This is a genomic window from Cryobacterium sp. TS_SC_7, from assembly GCF_056156285.1.
Genome location: NZ_CM149589.1, coordinates 2,479,484 through 2,499,500, shown reverse-complemented (window position 1 = coordinate 2,499,500; position 20,017 = coordinate 2,479,484). Strand labels below are relative to the sequence as shown.

Sequence of the window (20,017 nt, the reverse complement as noted above, 5' to 3'; positions counted from 1 at the left end):
AATCGAGCCGACCCACCCCCGCCCCGCCAGAGTGGGTGTACCGTCGGTTTGAGCAACTCAAACCGACGGTACACCCGCTTTCGTGTTCGGGTTGGGTGGCGGCGCCAGGTCAGAGCACGCTCTTGGGCAGCCGGTGCACAGTCACCGCTCCGACAGCGGTGAACGGATGCAGGGGGTCGGGCGCGACGGACCCTGTCGGTCCGCCGAGGCGCGAGTGCCCCACTGCGCTCATGACCGCGTAGGCATCACCGGCTTCCCACCCATGGTCCTCGACGAGGAACACGAACATGTCTTCATAGCCGCGCGTGATGCTCTCCTGCACCGGGTCGCCCAGTCCTACGAAGATCCATTCCCCCTCGGTTTCGACCCGCGGCGCCCGGAGCGCCTTCCCTTTCACCAGGTCGATGCTGACCACAGCGATCCCCTCCGCCTCGATCGCCACGAAAGACGACTCGCCTTCGGCCATGATCGCGTGGATGTCACCGATCGACAGGTAGGCTCCCTCGACCATGACCGGCAGGTAGACCGTCGAACCAGGGCGGCAATCAGTGACGTCCATGTTTCCGCCCTGGGGGTATGACGGCATAATCGTCGAGTTCGCGCCCACTGCGGGTGCCGTGCCGATGCACCCAATCATGGGCAGCGGAGCGAAGACGTGGCGGTCCGTGACGTGCACGCCGGCCGCGTCAATGGGAACCCGACGCGTGAACATGCCCTCACCCATGACATTCTGCAGGGCGCCCGATCCCGGCAGGCTCACTGACCACCCCCAGTTCTTCAGCCGGATCTCGTGGATCGTGATCGCGAGGGCGTCGCCGGGTGCGGCTCCCTCGACGTAGACCGGGCCCGTCACCGGATTAATTTGCACCGTGAGCCTGTCCATGTCGTGATGTGAGTGCAGCTGCTCGTAGACCTCGTCGCTGGTCTCGAAGCCGATCCGCTCACCGGTGCCTGGAACGATGCGGAGGGCAGGCGGGCGGTCGGCCGAGAAGCTGGGCTGGCCATGGCTCTTGTCCAGAAAGTGGTCCATGGTCTACAGCCCCGCTCGCTCTCCCGTGGCAGGTACCGCGAGCGGAACGGCGGCAGGTTCGCCGTCCAGAGCGGTCTTGCGTCCCGTGTGCCGGTAGTACAGGAAGACGGCGGCCCCGAGCACGAGCCAAATCAGGCCACCAATCTTGGCCAGAGGACTCGCGTTGAGCAGCACATAGCCAATGATTAGGAAGCCGATCACCGGCACCACCAGGTGAAGCAAGTAGTTCGTCGACTTTTTGCGCACGATGTAGTGCACGATTACCGAGAGGTGCAGCAGCATGAATCCGAAGAGCGCACCGAAGTTGACCAGCGCCGCGATGAGGTCGATCTGGCCCACGAAGAACAGCACGAGGATGGCGGAGAGGCCGGAGACCAGGAGGATGGCGTTTCGAGGAACCTGACGGCTGCTGATCTCGCTGAGGAACTTCGGCAGTTGGCGGTCCCGACTCATCGAGAACAACAGCCGTGAGGTCGCGGCCTGAGCGGCCATGGCGTTCGCGATTCCGATGGCCAGCACGTTCACCACGAAGAACGCGGTAGCCCATCCGCTGCTGGAGGCAGCCTCGACCACGGTGAAGAACGCGTTGCCGGCTTCACTGTCACTGAACGATTCTCGTCCAGCCGAGAGAGCGCTGGCCAGCCAAGTCTGCACGATGAAGAGCAATGCGACGATCAGCAGAGCCGTGATCATGGCCTTCCCCGCGGAATTGCGTCCGCCGGTCGATTCCTCGGCCATGGTGGAGATGCCGTCGAAACCGAGAAAACTCAGCACGGCGATCGAAAGAGCGGATGCGATCAGCGGCCCGGTCACGGCGCTCGCGTCCCAGAGCGGGAGGATCGTGAATTCGGCGCCGGGAACCGAGCCGTTGGTCAGCGCGGTCACGGCGATGATCACAAAGATCACGACGAACACGAGTTCGATCGCCAGGAAGACCCGGTTCATCCGCTTGATGGAGGTGATACCCAAAAGGTTGATCACGGTGTTGATGCCGACGAAGAGAAGGGCCCACACCCACCTCGGGGAGTCAGGGAAGATCCCGATCATCGACTCGGCGGCGAACACGTAGAGCAGGGTAGGAACGAGCAGGTAATCGAGCAGAATGGCCCAGCCGGCAAAGAATCCCGCCGTGGGGTGGATCCCCCGGCCGACGTAGGAGAAGACCGAACCGGCCAGGGGGATCGATTTCGCCATCTGCGCATAGGCCAGCGCCGTGAAGATCATGGCGATGAGACCGATCAGGTAGACCAGCGGGACCATTCCCGCCGACGCGTTGTAGACGGTGCCGAAGATGGCCCAGGGGGCGATCGGAACCATGAAGATCAAACCGTAGATGAGCAGGTCGGTGGTGGAGACGGATCGTTTCAGTTGCTGTTTGTAGCCGAAAGACTCCAACTGTTCCTGCGCGTTGAGTTCGGGCGAACTCGGGGATGCTGTCATCGGGGTGCTCTTTCTTTTGGGGGTCGGGGCGGGCATCAGAGGTCGGGCCGTGAGTCGTGCCGGGCCAAGAACGCGGCGATGACAGCCCGGAATGTCTCGGGCTGTTCCAGATGGCTGCAGTGGCTGGCGCCGGAGAAGACGTGGCTGGTCGCTGCGGGAATGCGGTCGACGAAAGGTTGCCAAGTGGTCGGGGTTGCCTCGTCGAATTCACCGGCCACCACGAGCGTCACCGCCTCGATCTGATCGAGCCGGTCGATGATGCTCCAGGAGCGGAGCGTGCCGACCACATGAAACTCGTTGGGCCCGTTCATGGTGTGGTAGACGGTGGGGTCAGCCTCCATCTGGGCGACGCTCCGCTGGAAGTCGTCTGGCACCGGCGTGATTCGGCACACGTGGCGCTGGTAAAAGACTTCGGACGCGGCCAGATAGTCGGGGTGCGTCAGAGTGCCCTCCGCCTCGTGCCGGAGGAGCGTCGCCTGCAGCTCCTCGGGCAGCAGTGCGCGCAGTTCGGCTGCACCCTCAGACCAGAGGCCCATGGAGGCCGGAGAATTGCAGATGGCCAGGCTGCGCAACCCTTTCGGTCGGCGGGTGGCGATCTCGGCGCCGAGCATCCCACCCCAGGACTGCCCTAGGAGGTGGTAGTCAGCCAGGCCCAGGGCGGCGATGAGATTCTCGAACTCGTCAACGAATAGCTGGGGTGTCCAGAAGTCCACCGGCGCGTCAGGCAGGTGCGTGCTGTTGCCGCAGCCGAGCTGGTCGTAGTGGATGACAGTGCGCCCACTTCCGGCGAGCTCGTCGAGGTTGCGGAGGTAGTCATGGGCCATCCCCGGGCCGCCGTGCAGCACGACAAGGGGCAGTGCTCCGGCCCGTGGCTGGTCGGGTTCGGTGATGCGAACCCAGGTTTGCCACGCACCGAACGGCACGGCTCGGGTACTGATATCAGGCACTGGTCTCCCCCGGTTCACGACCGTCGTTGGACGGTGAGAATCATCATGGCGGAGTAAAGGTCTCGTAACAAGACCATTATTTGTGTCTTAATATGAGCGTTACACGCCGGACACGTACCCACCCGAGTGGGGGCCGGCATTCAGGGAGGGCAGGGAACAACATGGGCGACGCACCGCAACCCCACACAGTCGGCCAGCCGATTCCGGGACCCCCCGCGGGCCTGGACCCCGCCGGCTCTCTGGGCACTCCCCTGGCCGCTATGACACGGGCAGACGAGATCACGGACCGCCTGATCACGGCGATCGCGATCGGCGAGTACCTGCCGGGCGCACGACTGCCCTCCGAGCGGGAATTGGCGGCATCCCTGCGCGTCGGCCGGATGACCGTCCGAGCCGCAATCGCCACCCTCGTCAGCCAGGGAATGCTGGAGACTCAGCGTGGCCGGGGCGGCGGCTCATTCGTGCGCGAACAGTGGACCTCGTCGTCGAACGCATCCGTTCATCGAACTCTGTCGGCACGCTGGGAAGTGCTTCGCGACACCTGCGAGGCTGTAAGTCGCCTTCAGGGCACAATCGCGCGGGCCGCGGCCGAGAAGCGAACCGATGAGGATGTCACGCAGTTGCAGCAGTGCCTGGCTGTGTTCCGGGAGGCCGAATCAGGCCCGCCGTCCCAGCACGCGGATGAGCTGCTCCACATCGCGATCTGCGCGGCCGCCCACAATGACACCCTGCAGTCCGTGTTGTTCGAGTTGGAGTCCCGGGTCAGCATTGCCGCTCCGGCACACCTGTGGGGTTCGACCGCCGGGATGCGGGCAATGGAGCTTCGGGCTCTCGCCGACCACGAGAACCTCGTCGACGCGATCTGCTCCCAACGGCCCGACGATGCCGGCGCTATCGCCCTCGAGCACGCCCGCATCGACCTTGAACTCCTCGAAGAGGCTCTTCAGAGAGCCGGAGCGCCCGACGCCTGAGTACCGCAGACCGGCGTCAGCGGTCGACGAGCTGCTCCCAGTCGCGCTCCACGGCGCGCGTGAACTGCAGCTGCCTGACCATGAGGGGGATCTCCCAGACCAGCCACATCGGGACCACGAGGAACGGCCACAACCCGGCGGGGGTCTGGAACATCCCGACCACGACGATGAACAGCGCCAGCGGAACTTTGACCACGGTGTCGACCCCCTCTGTCGCTCTCGGTGCAGGGAAATGACTACCCTCCATTGAGACTCCGGGCCGCGGAGAACACAACGCCGGCGACCTTGGAAACCGCACAGAAAGTGCCGCCGCCCTAGTCCGACCGGACACCGAGCGGTCAACGTGCAGACACTGCGCAGCGAGCGGCCTACCCGCGATCCCGGGCCGCGATCCGCTCGAGCTCCTCGCCGATGCCGATGTCGGCCACCGCGATGCGCCCGGCCAGGCTCGCAGCAGGCTCCCGCAGCAGACCGGACTTGCAACCGCCGAAGGTCACCGTCAGGTCCGCGGGCAGCACGACGGGGTCCGGCACGGCGCCGTCGTCGACCCCGATCCCGCTGGGCAGGTCGACGGCCACCACCAGGGGCGCGGCGCGGCCGTGCAGCACCGGCAGAATCGCCGCCACGGTCTGCCGGGCTCGCCCGCGCAGCGCCGGGCTGTCGCTCGTTCCGGTGCCGAGGATTCCGTCCAGGATCACAACGGATGCCCGTGCCGCGCCGGCCAGCACGGCATCCGTTTCGTCCTGCGACAGCAGCGCCGCGCCGGCCGCGAGCGCCGCGGCGAGCCCGGCCGCGTGCACCTGCGACGCCGTGGGCACGATCGTCACCCGTGCGCCCTGCCCGGCGAGCAGCGCTGCCGCGTGCAGCGCGTCACCGCCGTTGTTCCCGGCCCCGGCGAGCACCAGCAGCCGCGCGCCCGACACTCCCCCGCGCGTCTCGAGCAGCGCCGCCGTCTCCGCGGCGAGCGCGGCCGACGCCCGATTCATCAACGGCACGCCCGCCGCCAGGAAAGGAGCCTCGGCCTCGCGCATCTGGGCGGCGGTGTACGTTTTCACGTGGTCAGAGTACGCCCCGGGCCGGCACGACTCACGTCTCCGGCCCCGATCTGGTCCGGGCAGGCGTTTCGCACCCGTCTCCCATCCGGACCGGGCATGCTGGAGTCCTGATCGTCCGCCATTCCGGCCGGCGCGCGACAAGAAAGCTGAAACAGTGGCCGGCGCACGCGGTATCACCATTCCGAAACTGACCCTGGCCGCCGAGCGGAGCCGTCCGGCCCTGCCTCGGCCGTTCCTGCAGCGCGGGCGGCGCTTCGCCGAGCTCGTGCGCATCGCCCGCAAGAACGGGCTGTTGCCGGTGCGGCGGCTCGACTTCACGACCAACCCGAGTGGGGCATCCGTTCGCGCAGTGCAGGCCGAGGGCCTGCGCGCCGCGCTGGAGGAGGCCGGTGGCGCCTTCGTCAAGATGGGCCAGCTGCTCTCCACCCGCTCCGACTTTCTGCCGCCGGAGTTCGTCACGGCCCTCGCGCAGTTGCAGCAGAGCGTGCAACCGGCCCCCTGGGACGAGGTCGAACGGATGCTGGAGGACGAGTTCGGCGGCCCGCTCGCCGGCGTCTTCGCCGAGTTCGATCCCGACCCGATCGCCGCGGCCTCGATCGGCCAGGTTCACCGCGCCACGCTGCTGAACGGCACGGTCGTGGCGGTCAAGGTGCAGCGGCCCGGCATCGTGCCCGAACTGCGGCGCGACGTGGCCATCGCCCTGCGGGTGACGAACGTGATGAGCCTCACGTCGCCACAGGCCAGGACCCTGGGCATCAAGGCGGCCGCGGAGGACTACGCCGCCGACCTCGTGCGCCAGCTGGACTTCCGTTTGGAGGCCCTGAACCTATCGGCCATGCGCGCCCTCCAGCTGCGCAGCCCGCGGGCCGGCGAGCTGCGCTTCCCCGAGCTGTTCGAGTCGCTGTCCAGCGATCGTGTGCTCGTGATGGAATACCTCGTCGGGGACACGTTCAGCGACCTGAACGAGAAGCCCGACGCCCCGCGCGCCGATCTCGGCGCCGCGATGCGCACGGTGCTCAGCGCTTTCGTGCGCCAGATCGTCTTCGACGGTGTCTTCCACGCCGACCTGCACCCCGGCAACATCATGCTCCTGGCGGACGGCACACCTGCCCTGGTCGACTTCGGGTCGGTGGGCCGGCTCGACCTGCAGCTGCGGGAGGCGATCCAGGAACTGCTGATCGCCTACCTGCAGTCCGACACCCAGCTCATCGCCGACGGGCTCCTCGCACTCGCCCCGCTGCGGGCGGGCGCCGACGAGAAGGCGTTCCGCCGCGAACTGAGCGCGTTCATCACTTTCGAGCTGGGGCCGGGAGCGCGCGTCAGCGTGCTGACGGTCGACGTACTGGTGGCCATCCTCACCCGCTACGGCGTGGGCATCCCGGCCGAGCTCGTGTCGGCCGCGCGGGCGTTCGCCGTGCTCGAGGGCACCCTGCGCTCCACGATGCCGGAGTTCGACCTGCTCGAGGAGTCCCGCGCACTGGCGAGCGTGCAGATCCGCGACCAGATGGCGCCGGCCAACGTGCGCGAGCTGCTGACCACCGAGCTGCTGGCGCTGCTCCCCAGCGTGCGCCGGCTCCCGCGGCGCTTCGACCAGATCGGGCAGGCCCTCGAGATGGGCACGCTCAACGTCAATGTGCGGCTGCTCGCGGACCCGAGCGATCGACGGCTGCTCACCGGACTGGTGCGGCAGAGCCTGCTGACCCTGGTCGGCGGGGCAGCCGGCGTGATGTCGCTGGTCTACCTGACCGCTCCCGCGCCGGCAGACCCCGGCCTGATCAGCACGGTGACGGCCGGGGTCAGCCTGGGAGTCGGCTCTGTCGTGCTGCTGGCCTCGGCGTCCGTCGGCGCGCTGGTGACCCGCAGCCGCCGGTGACGCCGGGCATCCGTCGACTGCTGACCGCAACCCGAAACGACGACGACCTCGCGTGAGGCGAGCTGTTCGGCGACTATTTCGGGCCTCGGCGTGACGAACGGTCGCCACGGACCGTCTTAGTTATGGAAGTACTTGTGATCTGCGGCGTGTTTCGTTCTCTCTGGCACCACCGAGCGTCAGCAGACGAGTTCGCCCAGTTCGCTTCGTCCCGGGGCCCGTTGTCCGTTCACGGGCACCCGGAGACGGAGTGTGTCCGCGTGCCGGCGGAACCGGGTTGCATCCGAAAGAAGAAAGGCCCCGTGACCGGTAGAATTCCTGGTCAAAGGGCCTTTATGTGTAGCGGGAGCGGGAATTGAACCCGCGACACCACGATTATGAGCCGTGTGCTCTAACCAACTGAGCTACCCCGCCACGACCTGTCGGCTGCAAGAGCTTCCAAGCCAGAGCCCCCTGTGGGAATCGGACCCACTACCTCTTCCTTACCAAGGAAGTGCTCTACCAATGAGCTAAGGGGGCGAAGCATCCGCGTGAGCGAAAACTAAGCCGCATTTCGGCAACCGGTAAATATTATCACCAAGTTGGGCGGCCCGATGACCGCACGGCTCAATCCGGGACGTCAACCCCCGGCAGCGCCCACGCGGTGAAGCTCGGGCCGGCCGTTTCGACCCGGATGCCGCCGCCCACCATGCTGACGGCGGCGTCACCCAGGAGCCGGGTCGGCTCCCCCGCCACGGCCCCGGCAGGCAGGGTCACCGCGCCGGCGGCGCGGGCCGCGACCAGCAGTACGGACTCCTCGGCGCACTCGCGCACGTAGACGAGCACGTCCGCGCCCACGTGCACCCAGCGCATCCCGCCGCCGTTCAGGGCCGGGTGGGCGGTGCGCAGGTGGATCAGCGCCGCGTACAGGTCGATCGTGGCGGCCACCTCGGGTTCGTCCGCCGTGTCCCAGGGCATCGGCGTGCGCGAGCCCTCACCGTCGATGCCGATCAGGCCGAACTCGTCGCCGGCGAAGACCACCGGGATGCCCGGCAGGGTCGCGCTCAACCCGAACGCCACGGCCACTCCCCCGTCGATGGCGTGGGTGCGGAACCGGGGCGTGTCGTGCGTGTCGAGCGCGTTCATGGTGGCCAGCCGGGTGCGCCATGGGTAGCCGGCGGTGAACCGGAGGTGGGCGTCGACGAACTCCCGCCCATCGGTCTGCGGGATGGTGCCGTAGGGCAGCCCGAAGAACGAGGAGGGGCTGCCGGGTTTCGAGAGCCAGCTCCACACCGGGCGGGTGAATGTCGTGTACGTCATCGCGCCGTGCCAGCCGTCACCCTGGAAGTCCGCGGAGGCGTCGTTGGTCGACTCGCCGAGCAGGATCGTGTTTGGGTTCTCCGCGATCATGGTGCGACGGATGGTCTGCCGCACCAGGGCGTTCAGGTCTTCCCCCTGCAGGCGGCCGGTCATGTTCGCCACGTCGATGCGCCAGCCGTCGAGGTGGAACGGGGCCCGCAGCCACCGTGCGACCACCGAGCCCGGTCCGTCGATGAAGCGGCGGCGCAACTCGGTCGACGACCAGTTGAACTTCGGCAGCTCGGGAACGTCGAGCCAGGAGGCGTAGCGCTCGTTCTGCTCGTCGAGCCAGTAGTAGAAGGCGCTCTCGGCGGCATCCGGGGTATGCAGCGCGGCCCGGAACCACTCGTGCCGGTTGCCGGAGTGGTTGGAGGTGAGGTCGCCGATGACCTTGAAGCCTCGCGCGTGCGTGGCCTCGACCAGCCGCACGAGGGCGGCGTCGCCGCCCAGCGCCGGGTCGACCCGGTCGAAGCTTTCCGCGTCGTAGCGGTGGCTCGACCCGGCCGGGAACACGGGCGTCAGGTAGAGCAGCGTCACGCCGAGCCGTTCGAGATGATCCAGGTGAGCCACGATGCCGTCGAGGTCGCCGCCGTAGAACTGGCGCGAGCGGGCCGGCTGGCCCGTCGCCACCGGGTCCCCCCAGGCTGCGGGCACGGCCCAGGCGGGCGTCTCACGCAGCGCGGCGGCCGGGGAGCGCCCGAACCGGTCCGGGAAGATCTGGTACATCACCGTCGCGGCGGCCCAGTCCGGCGGGGCCGGGTAGCTGAGCAGCGTGAAGTCCTCGGCGTCGAGGGTCTCGAAAGGGAAGAGCCCCGCGGCGTTCAGCCACCAGTGGCTGCCGTCGGCCCGGGTGATCAGGAACCGGTAGCCGTTGGCCGGGTTCAGGATCTCGACCTCGGCCTCCCACCACTGCCAGCCGTCCGACGCGCCGAGCGGCCGGGCCTCGTGGAAGCGCGGCTCCCGGTCGGGCGTCGAGCGCACGTGCACGGATGCCGCGGCACCCCACGCCTCCGGCACCCGCACCCGAACCCGAACGGTGTCGCCCGGTCGGGGGGCCTGGTCGGAGACGTAGAGCGGCGACCCGTCGTGGTGCGGGAGCATGCGCGCCCTACTTCACCGATCCGGCGGTCAGCCCGCCCACGATGTACTTCTGCAGCCACAGGAACAGGGCCATCACGGGCAGTGCCGCGAGCACGGCGCCGGCCGCGAAGACAGAGTAGTTGCTGGAGAACTCCTGGGACACGAACTGGTAGAGGCCCACCGCGAGCGTCTGCTTCTCGGGCGTGATGAGCACGATGCTGGCGATCACGAACTCGTTGGTCGTGCCCACGAAGGAGAGCAGCCCCACCACGGCGAGGATCGGCGCGACGAGGCGCAGGATGATCGTGAAGAAGATGCGGGCGTGCCCGGCGCCGTCGATCTTCGCGGCCTCGTCGATCGACGCCGGGATCGTGTTGAAGAAGCCGTACATCAGGTAGGTGTTCACGCCGAGCGCGCCGCCCAGATAGACCATGATCAGGCCGATCTGCGAGTCGAGCCCGATCAGCGGGAAGATGTCGGAGATGCCGTTCAGCAGCAGGAAGATCGCCACAACCGCGAGCAGCTGCGGAAACATCTGCACCAGCACGAGCATCAGCAGCCCGGCGCGGCGGCCGGAGAAGCGCATGCGCGAGAAGGAATACGCGGCCAGCGCCCCGAGGAACACGGTGCACAGCGAGGTGATGGTGCCGATCAGGAGTGTGTTGCCGTACCAGTCCGCGTACGGCTGCTGCGGCAGGTTGAACAGGGTCTCGTAGCTACCCAGGTTGATCTCGCTGAACAGGCCGTTGGCGGTGATCAGGGTGCCGCCCGGGTGCAGGGACGCCGACAATACGTAGAGCAGCGGGAAGGAGCAGAAGACGACCATGACGGCGCCGACCAGGTGGCGCCATCCGGTGTCGAAGAACCACTTGCGCAGGTTGAACGGTCGTTTGGTCGGGATGTACCGGTCGCTGGTGTCGGGGGCTGCAATCCGCATCTCAGTTCAACTCCTCTAGCGCCTTGGTCTGTTTGAAGCTGATGATCGACACGATCGCGACCAGCAGGAAGATGATGATCGAGAACGCGCTGGCGAGACCGTAGTCCCGGCTCGCCCCCACGAAGGCCACCTTGTAGACCATCGAGATCAGGATGTCCGTGGCGCCCACGTTCACCCCGGCCGTGACGTCCCGGGGACCACCGTTGGTGAGCATGTAGATCAGGTTGAAGTTGTTGAAGTTGAACGCGAACGACGAGATCAACAGGGGTGCGACGGAGACCAGCAGCAGCGGCAGCTTGATCAGGCGGAAGATCTGACCGCTTCTGGCGCCGTCGACGGTGGCGGCCTCCTGGATTTCCTCCGGGATCGATTGCAGCGCCCCCGTGCAGACCAGGAACATATAGGGGAAGCCCAGCCACAGGTTCACGAAGATGATGCTGAATTTCGCCAGCCACTCGTTGGTCAACCAGGGAATCTCCGCACCGCCGAACAGCACCTGGTTCACGAAGCCGAACTGGGGGTTGAGCATGCCCGCCCAAACCAGCGCCGACAGGAACGCCGGGAACGCATACGGGAGGATCAGGACCACGCGGTAGAAGTTGCGGCCCCGCATCCGCAGGTTGTTGAACACGATCGCCAGGAACAGGCCCAGCGCGAACGTGGTCAGAACCGAAAGGAAGGCGAAGGCGAAGGTCCAGAGGGTCACGCTGATCAGCGGGCCGCGGATCGATTCGGAACCGAAGGCCTCGGCGAAGTTCGCCAGACCCACGTTCACCTTCCAGCCGGGCAGCAGCTCGGTTCCGTCGGCGGCGACGAACGAGCCGGTCTCACCGTTGTCGGTGTAGACGACGTTGGTGGTGGTGTTGGTCATGGTGCCGGCCGCTTCGTCGTAGACGAGGTCGGAGAGGTACAGGTAGGCGCTCGAGCCGTCGGGCGTGCGCAGGGTGCCGTCGTTGGGGTCGTCGGAGAGCGGCACCGAGAGGGCCGCGATGGCTTCCTGGTTGGCGACGATGTCGGAGAACGCGAGGCTGGTGTAGCCGGGAAGTTCCAGGGCCTTGCCGCTGTCGTCGACGGTTGCGTCGGTGACCGGGCTGAGCGGGGCATCCGTGCCTCCGACGCTGATCTCGCCGTCGGGGTCGGTGACCAGGAAGCTGTACATGCCGAGCCGTTCGACCACGGTGAGGTCGTAGGTGGGCGAGTCGGGCACGCGCTGCTGGGACGAGACGATCAGGGCGTTGACCGCGTCCGGCTTGTCGCTGTTGTGGCCGGTGCCGTAGTTGGTGAAGGCGATGTAGCCGGTGTACCCGATGACGAAGACCTGGAAGATGAGCAGGAAGATCAGGCCGGGTGCGAGGTATTTGGCGGGCAGCTTGGCCCGGCTGAAGTAGATCCAGTTGACGATCAGGGTCACGACCAGTACCGCGCCGAAGACCAGCCAGTCCTCACGGAGGAACAGCACCATCAGCGCGTAGACGCTGATCGCGTCCACGATGGAGAGCAACGCGATCTTGACCAGGAGAACCTTCACCCCGGCGGATGCCGCCTCCGCCACGCGGGCGGCCCGTCTCGAGCGCGAGGACTGCGGGACCGGCTTCTCGTCCGGGCCCTGGGGGGGGACCGTCGCTTCGCCCTGCTCAGTGCCTGTGCTGGTCATCTTCGTCCGCTCTCTGCCGTTCTGGTCGTGCCGGGTTGCGCGATGGCGCGGGGTGGTGCGTGGTTCTTTCGCAGGAGGCTGCCCCGGACCGAAGAGACCGGGGCAGCCTCAGAACTGCGAAGGTGGAGCGTGTTACTTGATGGCGGCCTGGATGTCGGCCGTCATCTTCTGCCACAGCTGCGTGGAGTCTCCGGCGCCCGTGATGATCGCGGCCTCGGTGACGCCCCAGAACTGCCAGACCTTACCCATCTGCGGGATGCTGGGCATGGGCACGGCCTCGGCCGCGACAGCGCCGAAGCCGGCGGTGATCGGGTCGGAGCTGGCAGCCTCGAATGCGGAGGTCAGGGCCGGTGCGCGGCCGCCGATCTCGTAGAGCTCGGTCTGCACCTTTTCGGAACCGATGTAGTTCACCAGGAACTCGTTCGCCGCGAGGGCGTTCTTGGACTTGGCGCTGACGACGAAGCCCTGCACACCGACGAACGGCTGCGCGGGCGAGCCACCGGCACTCGGGATCGGGTCGATGGCCACGTCGATGCCCGCCTTCTGGGCATCCGGCACGTTCCACGGGCCGGTGATCAGGAACGGCGACGCACCGGCGTTGAACTTCTCCTTGGCGATGTCGCTGGTGACGTTCACGCTCAGGTGGCCGGCTGCGCCCTCCTTGGCGAGCCAGGCCGCGTAGGCCTCGCCGCCGGCGTTGCCGATGGAGAGGTCCGCGGCGTTGTAGCTGCCGTCGTCGTTGGTGCCGAAGACGGGGGCGCCGAAGGAGGTCTGGAACGGGTACAGGTGGTACGGGTCGGACTCCGGTCCGACCTGCACGAGGAACGGGAACTCCGTACCGGCTGCTGTGCCGGCGGCGATCATGTCGTCGTAGGTGGCGGGGGCGGTCGGCGCGAGGGCCGTGTTGCGCAGGAGGGCGATGCTCTCGACCGAGTACGGCACGCCGTAGGTCTTGCCCTCGACGCTCATGGCCGTGACGGCCACCTGCTGGAAGTCGGTCGCGGTGTCGCCGAGTTCGACCGGCTGCACGACGCCGTTGCTGACGAAGTTACCCAGCCAGTCGTGGGCGGCGATCGTCACATCGGGGCCCTTGTCGGTGGGGACCTGGGCGATGAACTCTTCCTGGATCTTCGCGAAGTCCTTCTGCACGAGCTTGACCGTGACGCCGGACTCCTTCGTGAAGGCGGCTGCCGCCTCCTTGAGGACCGCCGCGCGGTCGGCGTCGACCCAGACGGTCAGCGTTTCGGACCCGGAGGCGGCCTTGGAGTCATCGGAGGTCGAACCACCGGAGCAGCCGGCCAGTGCGAGGGACGCGGCGACCGCGACTGCGCCAGCAGCCAGGAGGCCTTTCTTATTCACCATCATTGGTGTGCCTTTCATAAGGACATGGACAATTGTGCAAGCGTTTACATTATTGCCATTACCCAATTGATTGACAACTCAAGTGCGAAGAGTCATCCAAATTTTGTAGAGTTCGTTTAAGTCAGAAGCCATGCAAACGCTTACATTCTGTGAGGAATGCCGTAAGGTTTTTCCCATGACAGGCACAGAATGGTGGCGCACCGCCGTTATCTACCAGATTTATCCCCGATCCTTCGCGGACGCCAACGGCGACGGCATGGGCGACCTGGCCGGCGTGACGAGCCGTCTGCCAGCCCTGCAGAGCCTCGGCATCGACGCCATCTGGCTGTCACCGTTCTACACCTCGCCGCAGCACGACGCCGGCTATGACGTGGCCGACTACTGCGACGTCGACCCGCGGTTCGGCACTCTCGCCGACTTCGACATCCTGCAGCGCACCGCGCACGACCTGGGCATCCGCGTCATCGTCGACCTCGTCCCGAACCACTCGTCGAGCGACCACCCCTGGTTCCAGGCGGCCCTCGCGTCGCCGGAGGGCAGCGACGAGCGCGCGCACTACATCTTCCGCGACGGGTCGGGCGAAAACGGCGAGCTGCCCCCCAACAACTGGGACTCCGTCTTCGGCGGCAGAGCCTGGACCCGCATCCAGAACCCCGACGGCACGCCCGGCCAGTGGTACCTGCACCTCTTCGACACCACCCAGCCCGACTTCGACTGGGACAACCCCTGGGTACGCGAGCAGTTCCGCGACGTGCTGCGTTTCTGGCTCGACCGCGGCGCCGACGGCTTCCGGGTTGATGTCGCCCACGGCATGATCAAGGAGGCCGGCCTCCCCGACTACACGCCCGTCGAGGGTGGCAGCATGGGCGGCGCCACGGTGCTCGACCTCGGCAGCATCCCGGGAGCCGCCCCGGCCGCGCCGTACTGGGCCCAGGACGGCGTGCACGAGATCTACCGGGACTGGCGCCTCATCCTCGACGAGTACCCGGGCGACCGCATCCTCGCGGCCGAGGCCTGGGTCGACCCGCTCAGCCATGTGGCCGAATGGGTGCGCCCCGACGAGATGCACCAGGCCTTCAACTTCGCCTACCTCGAGACCCCCTGGAACGGCCCCGCGCTCCGGCGCGTCATCGACGACTCCCTCGCCGCGTTCGGCGCGGTCGGAGCCCCGAGCACCTGGGTGCTCTCCAACCACGACGTCGTGCGCCACGCCTCCCGCCTCGCGCTCACCCACGAGAACCTGCAGGGCCACGGCATCGGGCCGAACACGCCCGATCTCCCCGACACCGTGATCGGCCTGCACCGGGCCCGGGCCGCCTCGGCCCTGATGCTCGCGCTGCCGGGCTCCAGCTACCTCTACCAGGGCGAAGAACTGGGCCTGCCCGAGGTCATCCACCTGCCCGACTCCGCCCGCGAGGACCCGACCTGGTTCCGCACCAACGGAGAACGCTACGGCCGTGACGGATGCCGCGTGCCGCTCCCCTGGGAAGCCGCCGCCCCCTCCTACGGTTTCGGCCCCTCGGCGGCAAGCTGGCTCCCGCAGCCGGACGAGTGGGCGGGGCTCGCCCGCGACGCGCAGGCCGGCGTCGCCGGGTCCACCCTCGAGCTGTACACGTCGGCCCTGCGCCTGCGCCGGGAGCACGCCCTCGGACTCGGCTCGGTGGAGTGGCTGGACGGCCACGCTGACGAGATCGTGGCGTTCACCAACGGCGCGGTGACGGTCGTCGCGAACACGGGCAGCGCATCCGTGCCCCTGCCGACCGGCGAGCTCCTCCTGGCCAGCGGCCCGCTGCCCGGTAACACTCTGCCCGGCGACACCACCATCTGGCTGCGCGCGCAGCCCTGATCGCAGCGGAGCACCCTCGCTGGGGCGCACCCTGCGGAAGCGGGCGCACGTTCTATCGTGCGCCCGCTTCCGCAACGTGCGCCGGGGGCGGCGCACGGGGGCGGACGGGCTCTGCCGATCAGCGGCCCCGCAGCCCCTCATGGGACAATAGGCGAGCGGCGCCCGTCTGGTGTGCGCCCAGAAGGAGCTACGGTGAGCGGCACGGGGATCGACAGCGGGACCGAACCCGGGTCCGGCACCGAATCCGACCCGGCAGCCCCATCGCACCGAGACCTCGCCGACCTCCGCGAGCTCAAGACCGAGCTGGCCCGGTTCATGCTCGCATACAAGTTCGCGACCGACGAGATGATGACGAAGATCAACATCTTGAAGGAGGAGTTCGCCTCCATCCACGACTACAGCCCGATCGAGCACGTCGCGTCGCGATTGAAGTCACCCGAGGGCATCCTCAGGAAGGCCGTTCGCAAGGGGTGCCCGCTGGTCCTCGACGACATTCGGGACCAGATCCAGGACATCGCCGGCATCCGCATCACGTGCAGCTTCATCTCCGACACGTATCGCATCCTCGACATGCTCACCAGCCAGCTCGATGTCACGGTTCTCGAGATCAAGGACTACATCGCCGCCCCGAAGCCCAACGGCTACAAGAGCCTGCACCTGATCGTCGACATCCCCGTCTTCATGTCCGACCGGGTCGATGAGGTCACGGTCGAGATCCAGATCCGCACCGTCGCGATGGACTTCTGGGCAAGCCTGGAGCACAAGATCTACTACAAGTACCGCGGCGCGGTTCCGGTGCATCTGGTCTCCGACCTGAAACAGGCAGCGGATGTCGCCAACCGGCTCGACCTGAAAATGGAGGGCCTGCACGATCAGGTGCTCGCGATGGAACCCGGCGGCAGCAGCGAGAACGACCTGCTCGAGATCGCCGGCCTGTCGCAGCTGGCGCTGCCCGGCGGGCTCCTCGCGGCCATGGGTCGCACCCGGGCTGAGAAGTCCGAGGACGACACCGCCCGCGAAGCGGAGACCGACGCCACCGGCTAGTCCAGGCTCCGGGCGCCAGGCCCGCGGCTCGAGGCCTAGTTCGTGTTGGCGTACAGCCAGACGAGCGGATCGACCTTCGTGCCGCTCATGCCGCCGATACGAATCTCGAAGTGCAGGTGCGGGCCGGTGGACATGCCGGTATTGCCGACCTTGCCGATCACCTGGCCGACCGTGACCACGTCACCCGCCTTGAAGAGCATCGTGTCGTGGATCATGTGTGCGTAGACACTGGAGACGAGTTTGCCGTCGATCATGTGGTCGATGATCATGTGCACGCCGAGGCTGCCCTCGCCGTCTTCGGCGAAGCGCACGACACCGTCGGCGATCGACTGGATGGGAGCGCCGAGGCCCGGGTTGAAGTCCTGGCCGCCGTGGTTCGAGGAGCACCCCGCGCAGTCGCGGAAGCCGAATTGGTCACCGATGTGCACGCCCACCGAGAAGGGCCACTGGATGGTCCCGTTGGGATTGTTCGTGAAAGTGGCTTCCATCCGGATGCCGCTGGCCGCGGCGACTTCGGCGACGGTCTTCGACTCATAGCCGTCACGTTCGACGGAAATGGTGTCCGCGCCGCCGTTCATGGCCAGAATCTGAGCCGGTTCATTCTTCGTGCTCTGCTGGGCAGCCTGGGCTGCGGCCTGCACATCGGCGGAGGACAGCAGCGCCTCGGCCGGCAGGGACGTTGCGACGGCCATCAGTGCGACGAAGGCCATGGCGACCATCGTCACGCTGGTGGCGGCGAATTTGCGCATCCGGCCGGACGGGGCAGCGCTTTTCGTGCCGGGGCGGGTCGGAGGTGCGGCAGCGACCTTCGGGCGGACCGAGGGGGCCAGCCGCTCACGGGCGGAAGCGCGACGGGGGCGTGCTGAGCTCGAGGTCGACTCCTCGGCGCGGCGGCGGGCCCGGGTGGGGAACGGGATCTCGGTGGACGTCGTGACGGCGGAGACAGCCGCCTGCGACCGCTCGAGGTCGGCATCGGTCGTGTCCGGCGCTGTCGGCGCCGGCAGGTACAGGTCGGGCTCGTGCAGGCCGGCAGCGATCAGACGCTCGGCGGCCGGCGTGAGCGGCGCCACGGACTCCGGCTCTGACCCGAGCGCAGACGCAGGCACGCTCTCGGGCGCTGCACCGTTCGCGTCCGCAGACTCGGCGAGCTCCAGGGGCGACAGCTCCATCCGCTCGCGCTCGCGCAATTCGCGACGTGTCAGGGGACGTTCCAGAGGGTCACTCACGCCCAGCGCCGAGGCAGCCGGTGATGCGGAGTGAGGGAGCACGGGAATAGTTTCTTTCGGCGCGTCGGACAGGGTGACGAACGGTCATCTTGGCCACAGCCAAAGTAACGAATCACTACACGTTACCGTCTCGCAGCACCGGATTGCGCACCCGGGCCCCGAATGACACCCGAAAAAGGGGCACCCGCCCCCGTTGCCGAGAGGCCCGTTCCGCGGGCGTTCGACCCACGGATACCAGTGGTTCAGGGCCATCCGCCGCCGCGGGTGACCGTCCGCGGACGTTCGAGAACCCAGCCCGGGAAACTGTCGAAAAAAACGACGTTCGGGAGGGCGCCGATGGGGAGGGGACACCCGATTTCCGCGGGCGCCCCGCTGACAGCGGTAGCGCCCGGCAGCCTGCGACGAATTCGACGCTGCAATTCACAGTGGCAAGTGAGGGATTCGAACCCCCGAAGTCTAAGACGGCTGATTTACAGTCAGATCCCTTTGGCCACTTGGGTAACTTGCCAATACGCACCCGACCATATGCAGAACACGTGACCGGAGACGCTCAGACAGAATACAAGGTTTTGGGCCCCAGTGAGAAATCGGCGCACGTCCGGCGCGTATCGGCCGGTGGATATGATCGAAGAGGGCTCATTATTAATACTTAGAAGGAACTCAATGGTCGGCATCGATGAGGTCGCACGCCACGCAGGGGTTTCCACGGCCACGGTATCGCGCGCGCTGAGCGGCAACGGCCATGTGTCGCCGGCCACCCGGCTGAAGGTCGAGGCGTCGGCCGGGGAGCTCGGCTACGTCGTTTCCTCGACGGCCTCCAGTCTTGCCTCGGGCCGCATGAAGAACATTGGTGTCGTCGTCCCGTTCCTCGATCGCTGGTTCTTCTCCAGCGTCGTCGAAGGTGCCCAGCGGGCTCTTCTCCGCAATGGTTATGACCTCACCCTCTACAGCCTCACCGGCGGCGGGGCCGAGCGGCGCAGCGTGTTCGAGCATTTCCTGCTGCGGCAGCGAGTGGATGCCGTCATCGCCATTTCACTGGAACTCACGGAAGACGAGGTGGCCCGGCTGCATGCCCTGAAGAAGCCGCTCGTGGGCGTCGGCGGTCCCATCTCGGGCGTGCGCACGCTCACGGTTGATGACGTCGCCATCGCCCAACACGCCACCGAGCATCTCCTCGCCCTCGGCCACACCCGCATCGCGCACCTCGGCGGCAACAAGGACCTCGACCTGGACTTCCACCTGCCCACGAACCGGAGGGTCGGCTACGAACGCGCTCTCGAGGCGGCCGGGATCGCTCCCGATCCGGCCCTGTTCATGGCCGCCGACTTCACCATGCGCGGCGGCTACCAGGCCGCGAAGCAGCTCCTCGGCAGCCCGCACAACCGGCCGACTGCCGTCTTCGCGGCGTCCGATGAGATGGCGATCGGCACCATCCTCGCCGCACGCGACCTGGGGCTCGTCGTGCCGCGGGACGTCTCGGTGGTCGGCGTCGACGACTACGATCTGGCCGATTTCTTCGGGCTGACCACCATCGCGCAGTTCCCGCGGGGGCAGGGCGAGAGTGCCGTCGAGATCCTGCTCGATCAGTTGCGGCCTGGGCTGAACCAGCTCACCGACCTCAATACGCCTATGCCGTTCGAGCTGCTGGTGCGTTCCAGCACGGCCCGGCCCGGCGAATAGCCCGCCCACTGGGTAGCATTGCAGGCATGGCAGACTCAACGTTCGACATCGTCAGCAAGGTCGACCCGATGGAGGTCGACAACGCCCTCAACCAGGCCCACAAAGAGGTCGCGCAACGCTACGACTTCAAAAACGTGGGTGCCTCGATCGAAATGAGCGGCGAGAAGGTGCTCATGAAGGCCAACTCCGAGGAGCGCGTGAAGGCGATCCTCGAGGTGTTCGAGTCGAAGCTGATCAAGCGCGGCATCTCCCTGCGCAGCCTCGACGCCGGCGACCCGTTCGCCTCCGGCAAGGAATTCCGGATCGAAGCCTCGATGAAGGCCGGGATCGACCAGGAGAACGCAAAGAAGATCAACAAGATCATCCGCGACGAGGGCCCCAAGGGCGTCAAGAGCCAGATTCAGGGCGACGAGCTCCGGGTCAGCTCGAAGAGCCGCGACGACCTGCAGGCCACCATGTCGCTGCTCAAGGGCAAGGACCTCGACGTCGCCCTGCAGTTCGTCAACTTCCGCTAGTCACCCTTCCGCCCGGCTGGGT

At 67.1% G+C, this 20,017-nt stretch carries 16 protein-coding genes and 3 tRNA genes; 6 read left to right on the top strand and 13 right to left on the bottom strand.

All coding sequences use genetic code 11. The features are described from left to right. Positions 1-109 precede the first annotated feature (109 nt). The 3 genes from AC0J5J_RS11525 to AC0J5J_RS11515 are packed head-to-tail and all read right to left on the bottom strand — an operon-like array spanning position 110 to position 3,417. Positions 110-1,030, bottom strand: coding sequence for an acetamidase/formamidase family protein (locus AC0J5J_RS11525; RefSeq protein WP_474898087.1), 921 nt, complete (start codon positions 1,028-1,030; stop codon positions 110-112). Between the two features lie 3 nt (positions 1,031-1,033). Beyond that, positions 1,034-2,470 (bottom strand): APC family permease, encoded by a 1,437-nt coding sequence (locus AC0J5J_RS11520; protein ID WP_474898085.1) that lies wholly within the window; start codon positions 2,468-2,470, stop codon positions 1,034-1,036. Between the two features lie 35 nt (positions 2,471-2,505). Further along, on the bottom strand, positions 2,506-3,417 hold the full coding sequence (locus AC0J5J_RS11515) for a proline iminopeptidase-family hydrolase (protein WP_474898083.1): 912 nt from the start codon (positions 3,415-3,417) through the stop codon (positions 2,506-2,508). 260 nt (positions 3,418-3,677) lie between these two features. On the opposite strand from AC0J5J_RS11515, the gene AC0J5J_RS11510 reads away from it, so the two are divergent. After that, on the top strand, positions 3,678-4,388 hold the full coding sequence (locus AC0J5J_RS11510; RefSeq protein ID WP_474898081.1) for a FadR/GntR family transcriptional regulator: 711 nt from the start codon (positions 3,678-3,680) through the stop codon (positions 4,386-4,388). Positions 4,389-4,404: 16 nt separating this feature from the next. Here the strand turns inward: AC0J5J_RS11510 and AC0J5J_RS11505 are convergent, their stop codons facing one another. Then, positions 4,405-4,584 carry a hypothetical protein gene (locus AC0J5J_RS11505; protein WP_134424684.1) on the bottom strand — a complete coding sequence of 60 codons (180 nt, stop codon included), beginning with the start codon at positions 4,582-4,584 and terminating at the stop codon, positions 4,405-4,407. 172 nt (positions 4,585-4,756) lie between these two features. Next, a complete protein-coding gene (locus tag AC0J5J_RS11500; protein ID WP_474898079.1) occupies positions 4,757-5,443 on the bottom strand; it encodes an NAD(P)H-hydrate epimerase in 687 nt (228 codons plus the stop codon). 154 nt (positions 5,444-5,597) lie between these two features. Here AC0J5J_RS11500 and AC0J5J_RS11495 point away from each other — a divergent pair, with 154 nt between their 5' ends. Then, the gene (locus AC0J5J_RS11495) at positions 5,598-7,316 is read left to right on the top strand and encodes an ABC1 kinase family protein (RefSeq protein WP_474898077.1); all 1,719 of its coding nucleotides are present in this window, start codon (positions 5,598-5,600) and stop codon (positions 7,314-7,316) included. Positions 7,317-7,653: 337 nt separating this feature from the next. Here the strand turns inward: AC0J5J_RS11495 and AC0J5J_RS11490 are convergent. From AC0J5J_RS11490 to AC0J5J_RS11465, 6 genes are all read right to left on the bottom strand, one after another. Further along, positions 7,654-7,727: transfer RNA gene (locus AC0J5J_RS11490), tRNA-Met, on the bottom strand. 33 nt (positions 7,728-7,760) lie between these two features. After that, positions 7,761-7,832, bottom strand: a tRNA-Thr gene (locus tag AC0J5J_RS11485). 87 nt (positions 7,833-7,919) lie between these two features. Further along, entirely contained in the window at positions 7,920-9,752 is a 1,833-nt protein-coding gene (locus AC0J5J_RS11480; protein ID WP_474898075.1) for a glycoside hydrolase family 13 protein, read from the bottom strand. 7 nt (positions 9,753-9,759) lie between these two features. Further along, positions 9,760-10,668 carry a sugar ABC transporter permease gene (locus tag AC0J5J_RS11475; RefSeq protein WP_134424681.1) on the bottom strand — a complete coding sequence of 303 codons (909 nt, stop codon included), beginning with the start codon at positions 10,666-10,668 and terminating at the stop codon, positions 9,760-9,762. A gap of 1 nt (position 10,669) precedes the next feature. Continuing rightward, positions 10,670-12,322 carry an ABC transporter permease subunit gene (locus AC0J5J_RS11470; RefSeq protein WP_474898074.1) on the bottom strand — a complete coding sequence of 551 codons (1,653 nt, stop codon included), beginning with the start codon at positions 12,320-12,322 and terminating at the stop codon, positions 10,670-10,672. A gap of 132 nt (positions 12,323-12,454) precedes the next feature. Next, positions 12,455-13,687 carry a sugar ABC transporter substrate-binding protein gene (locus AC0J5J_RS11465; protein WP_134424679.1) on the bottom strand — a complete coding sequence of 411 codons (1,233 nt, stop codon included), beginning with the start codon at positions 13,685-13,687 and terminating at the stop codon, positions 12,455-12,457. A 172-nt stretch (positions 13,688-13,859) separates the two neighbouring features. Between AC0J5J_RS11465 and AC0J5J_RS11460 the strand changes: the two genes are divergently transcribed. Continuing rightward, positions 13,860-15,530: a glycoside hydrolase family 13 protein gene (locus AC0J5J_RS11460; RefSeq protein WP_474898072.1), complete on the top strand. Its 1,671-nt coding sequence runs from the start codon at positions 13,860-13,862 to the stop codon at positions 15,528-15,530. 192 nt (positions 15,531-15,722) lie between these two features. Next, positions 15,723-16,574: a GTP pyrophosphokinase gene (locus AC0J5J_RS11455; RefSeq protein ID WP_338145423.1), complete on the top strand. Its 852-nt coding sequence runs from the start codon at positions 15,723-15,725 to the stop codon at positions 16,572-16,574. Between the two features lie 35 nt (positions 16,575-16,609). On the opposite strand, the gene AC0J5J_RS11450 is transcribed toward AC0J5J_RS11455, so the two are convergent. Both AC0J5J_RS11450 and AC0J5J_RS11445 read right to left on the bottom strand, forming a co-directional pair. Then, on the bottom strand, positions 16,610-17,800 hold the full coding sequence (locus AC0J5J_RS11450; RefSeq protein ID WP_474898070.1) for a M23 family metallopeptidase: 1,191 nt from the start codon (positions 17,798-17,800) through the stop codon (positions 16,610-16,612). Positions 17,801-18,226: 426 nt separating this feature from the next. After that, a tRNA-Tyr gene (locus AC0J5J_RS11445) sits at positions 18,227-18,308 on the bottom strand. A gap of 155 nt (positions 18,309-18,463) precedes the next feature. On the opposite strand from AC0J5J_RS11445, the gene AC0J5J_RS11440 reads away from it, so the two are divergent. Both AC0J5J_RS11440 and AC0J5J_RS11435 read left to right on the top strand, forming a co-directional pair. Beyond that, positions 18,464-19,480 carry a LacI family DNA-binding transcriptional regulator gene (locus AC0J5J_RS11440; RefSeq protein WP_134424676.1) on the top strand — a complete coding sequence of 339 codons (1,017 nt, stop codon included), beginning with the start codon at positions 18,464-18,466 and terminating at the stop codon, positions 19,478-19,480. Positions 19,481-19,506: 26 nt separating this feature from the next. Further along, a complete protein-coding gene (locus tag AC0J5J_RS11435) occupies positions 19,507-19,995 on the top strand; it encodes a YajQ family cyclic di-GMP-binding protein (RefSeq protein ID WP_134363544.1) in 489 nt (162 codons plus the stop codon). Positions 19,996-20,017: the final 22 nt, after the last annotated feature.

Coding starts and splice junctions, on each gene's coding strand:
- AC0J5J_RS11460 (WP_474898072.1), top strand. CDS start 13,860: ATGACAGGCACAGAATGGTGGCGCACCGCCGTTATCTACCAGATTTAT.
- AC0J5J_RS11435 (WP_134363544.1), top strand. CDS start 19,507: ATGGCAGACTCAACGTTCGACATCGTCAGCAAGGTCGACCCGATGGAG.
- AC0J5J_RS11525 (WP_474898087.1), bottom strand. CDS start 1,030: ATGGACCACTTTCTGGACAAGAGCCATGGCCAGCCCAGCTTCTCGGCC.
- AC0J5J_RS11470 (WP_474898074.1), bottom strand. CDS start 12,322: ATGACCAGCACAGGCACTGAGCAGGGCGAAGCGACGGTCCCCCCCCAG.
- AC0J5J_RS11520 (WP_474898085.1), bottom strand. CDS start 2,470: ATGACAGCATCCCCGAGTTCGCCCGAACTCAACGCGCAGGAACAGTTG.
- AC0J5J_RS11475 (WP_134424681.1), bottom strand. CDS start 10,668: ATGCGGATTGCAGCCCCCGACACCAGCGACCGGTACATCCCGACCAAA.
- AC0J5J_RS11480 (WP_474898075.1), bottom strand. CDS start 9,752: ATGCTCCCGCACCACGACGGGTCGCCGCTCTACGTCTCCGACCAGGCC.
- AC0J5J_RS11510 (WP_474898081.1), top strand. CDS start 3,678: ATGACACGGGCAGACGAGATCACGGACCGCCTGATCACGGCGATCGCG.
- AC0J5J_RS11465 (WP_134424679.1), bottom strand. CDS start 13,687: ATGATGGTGAATAAGAAAGGCCTCCTGGCTGCTGGCGCAGTCGCGGTC.
- AC0J5J_RS11440 (WP_134424676.1), top strand. CDS start 18,464: ATGGTCGGCATCGATGAGGTCGCACGCCACGCAGGGGTTTCCACGGCC.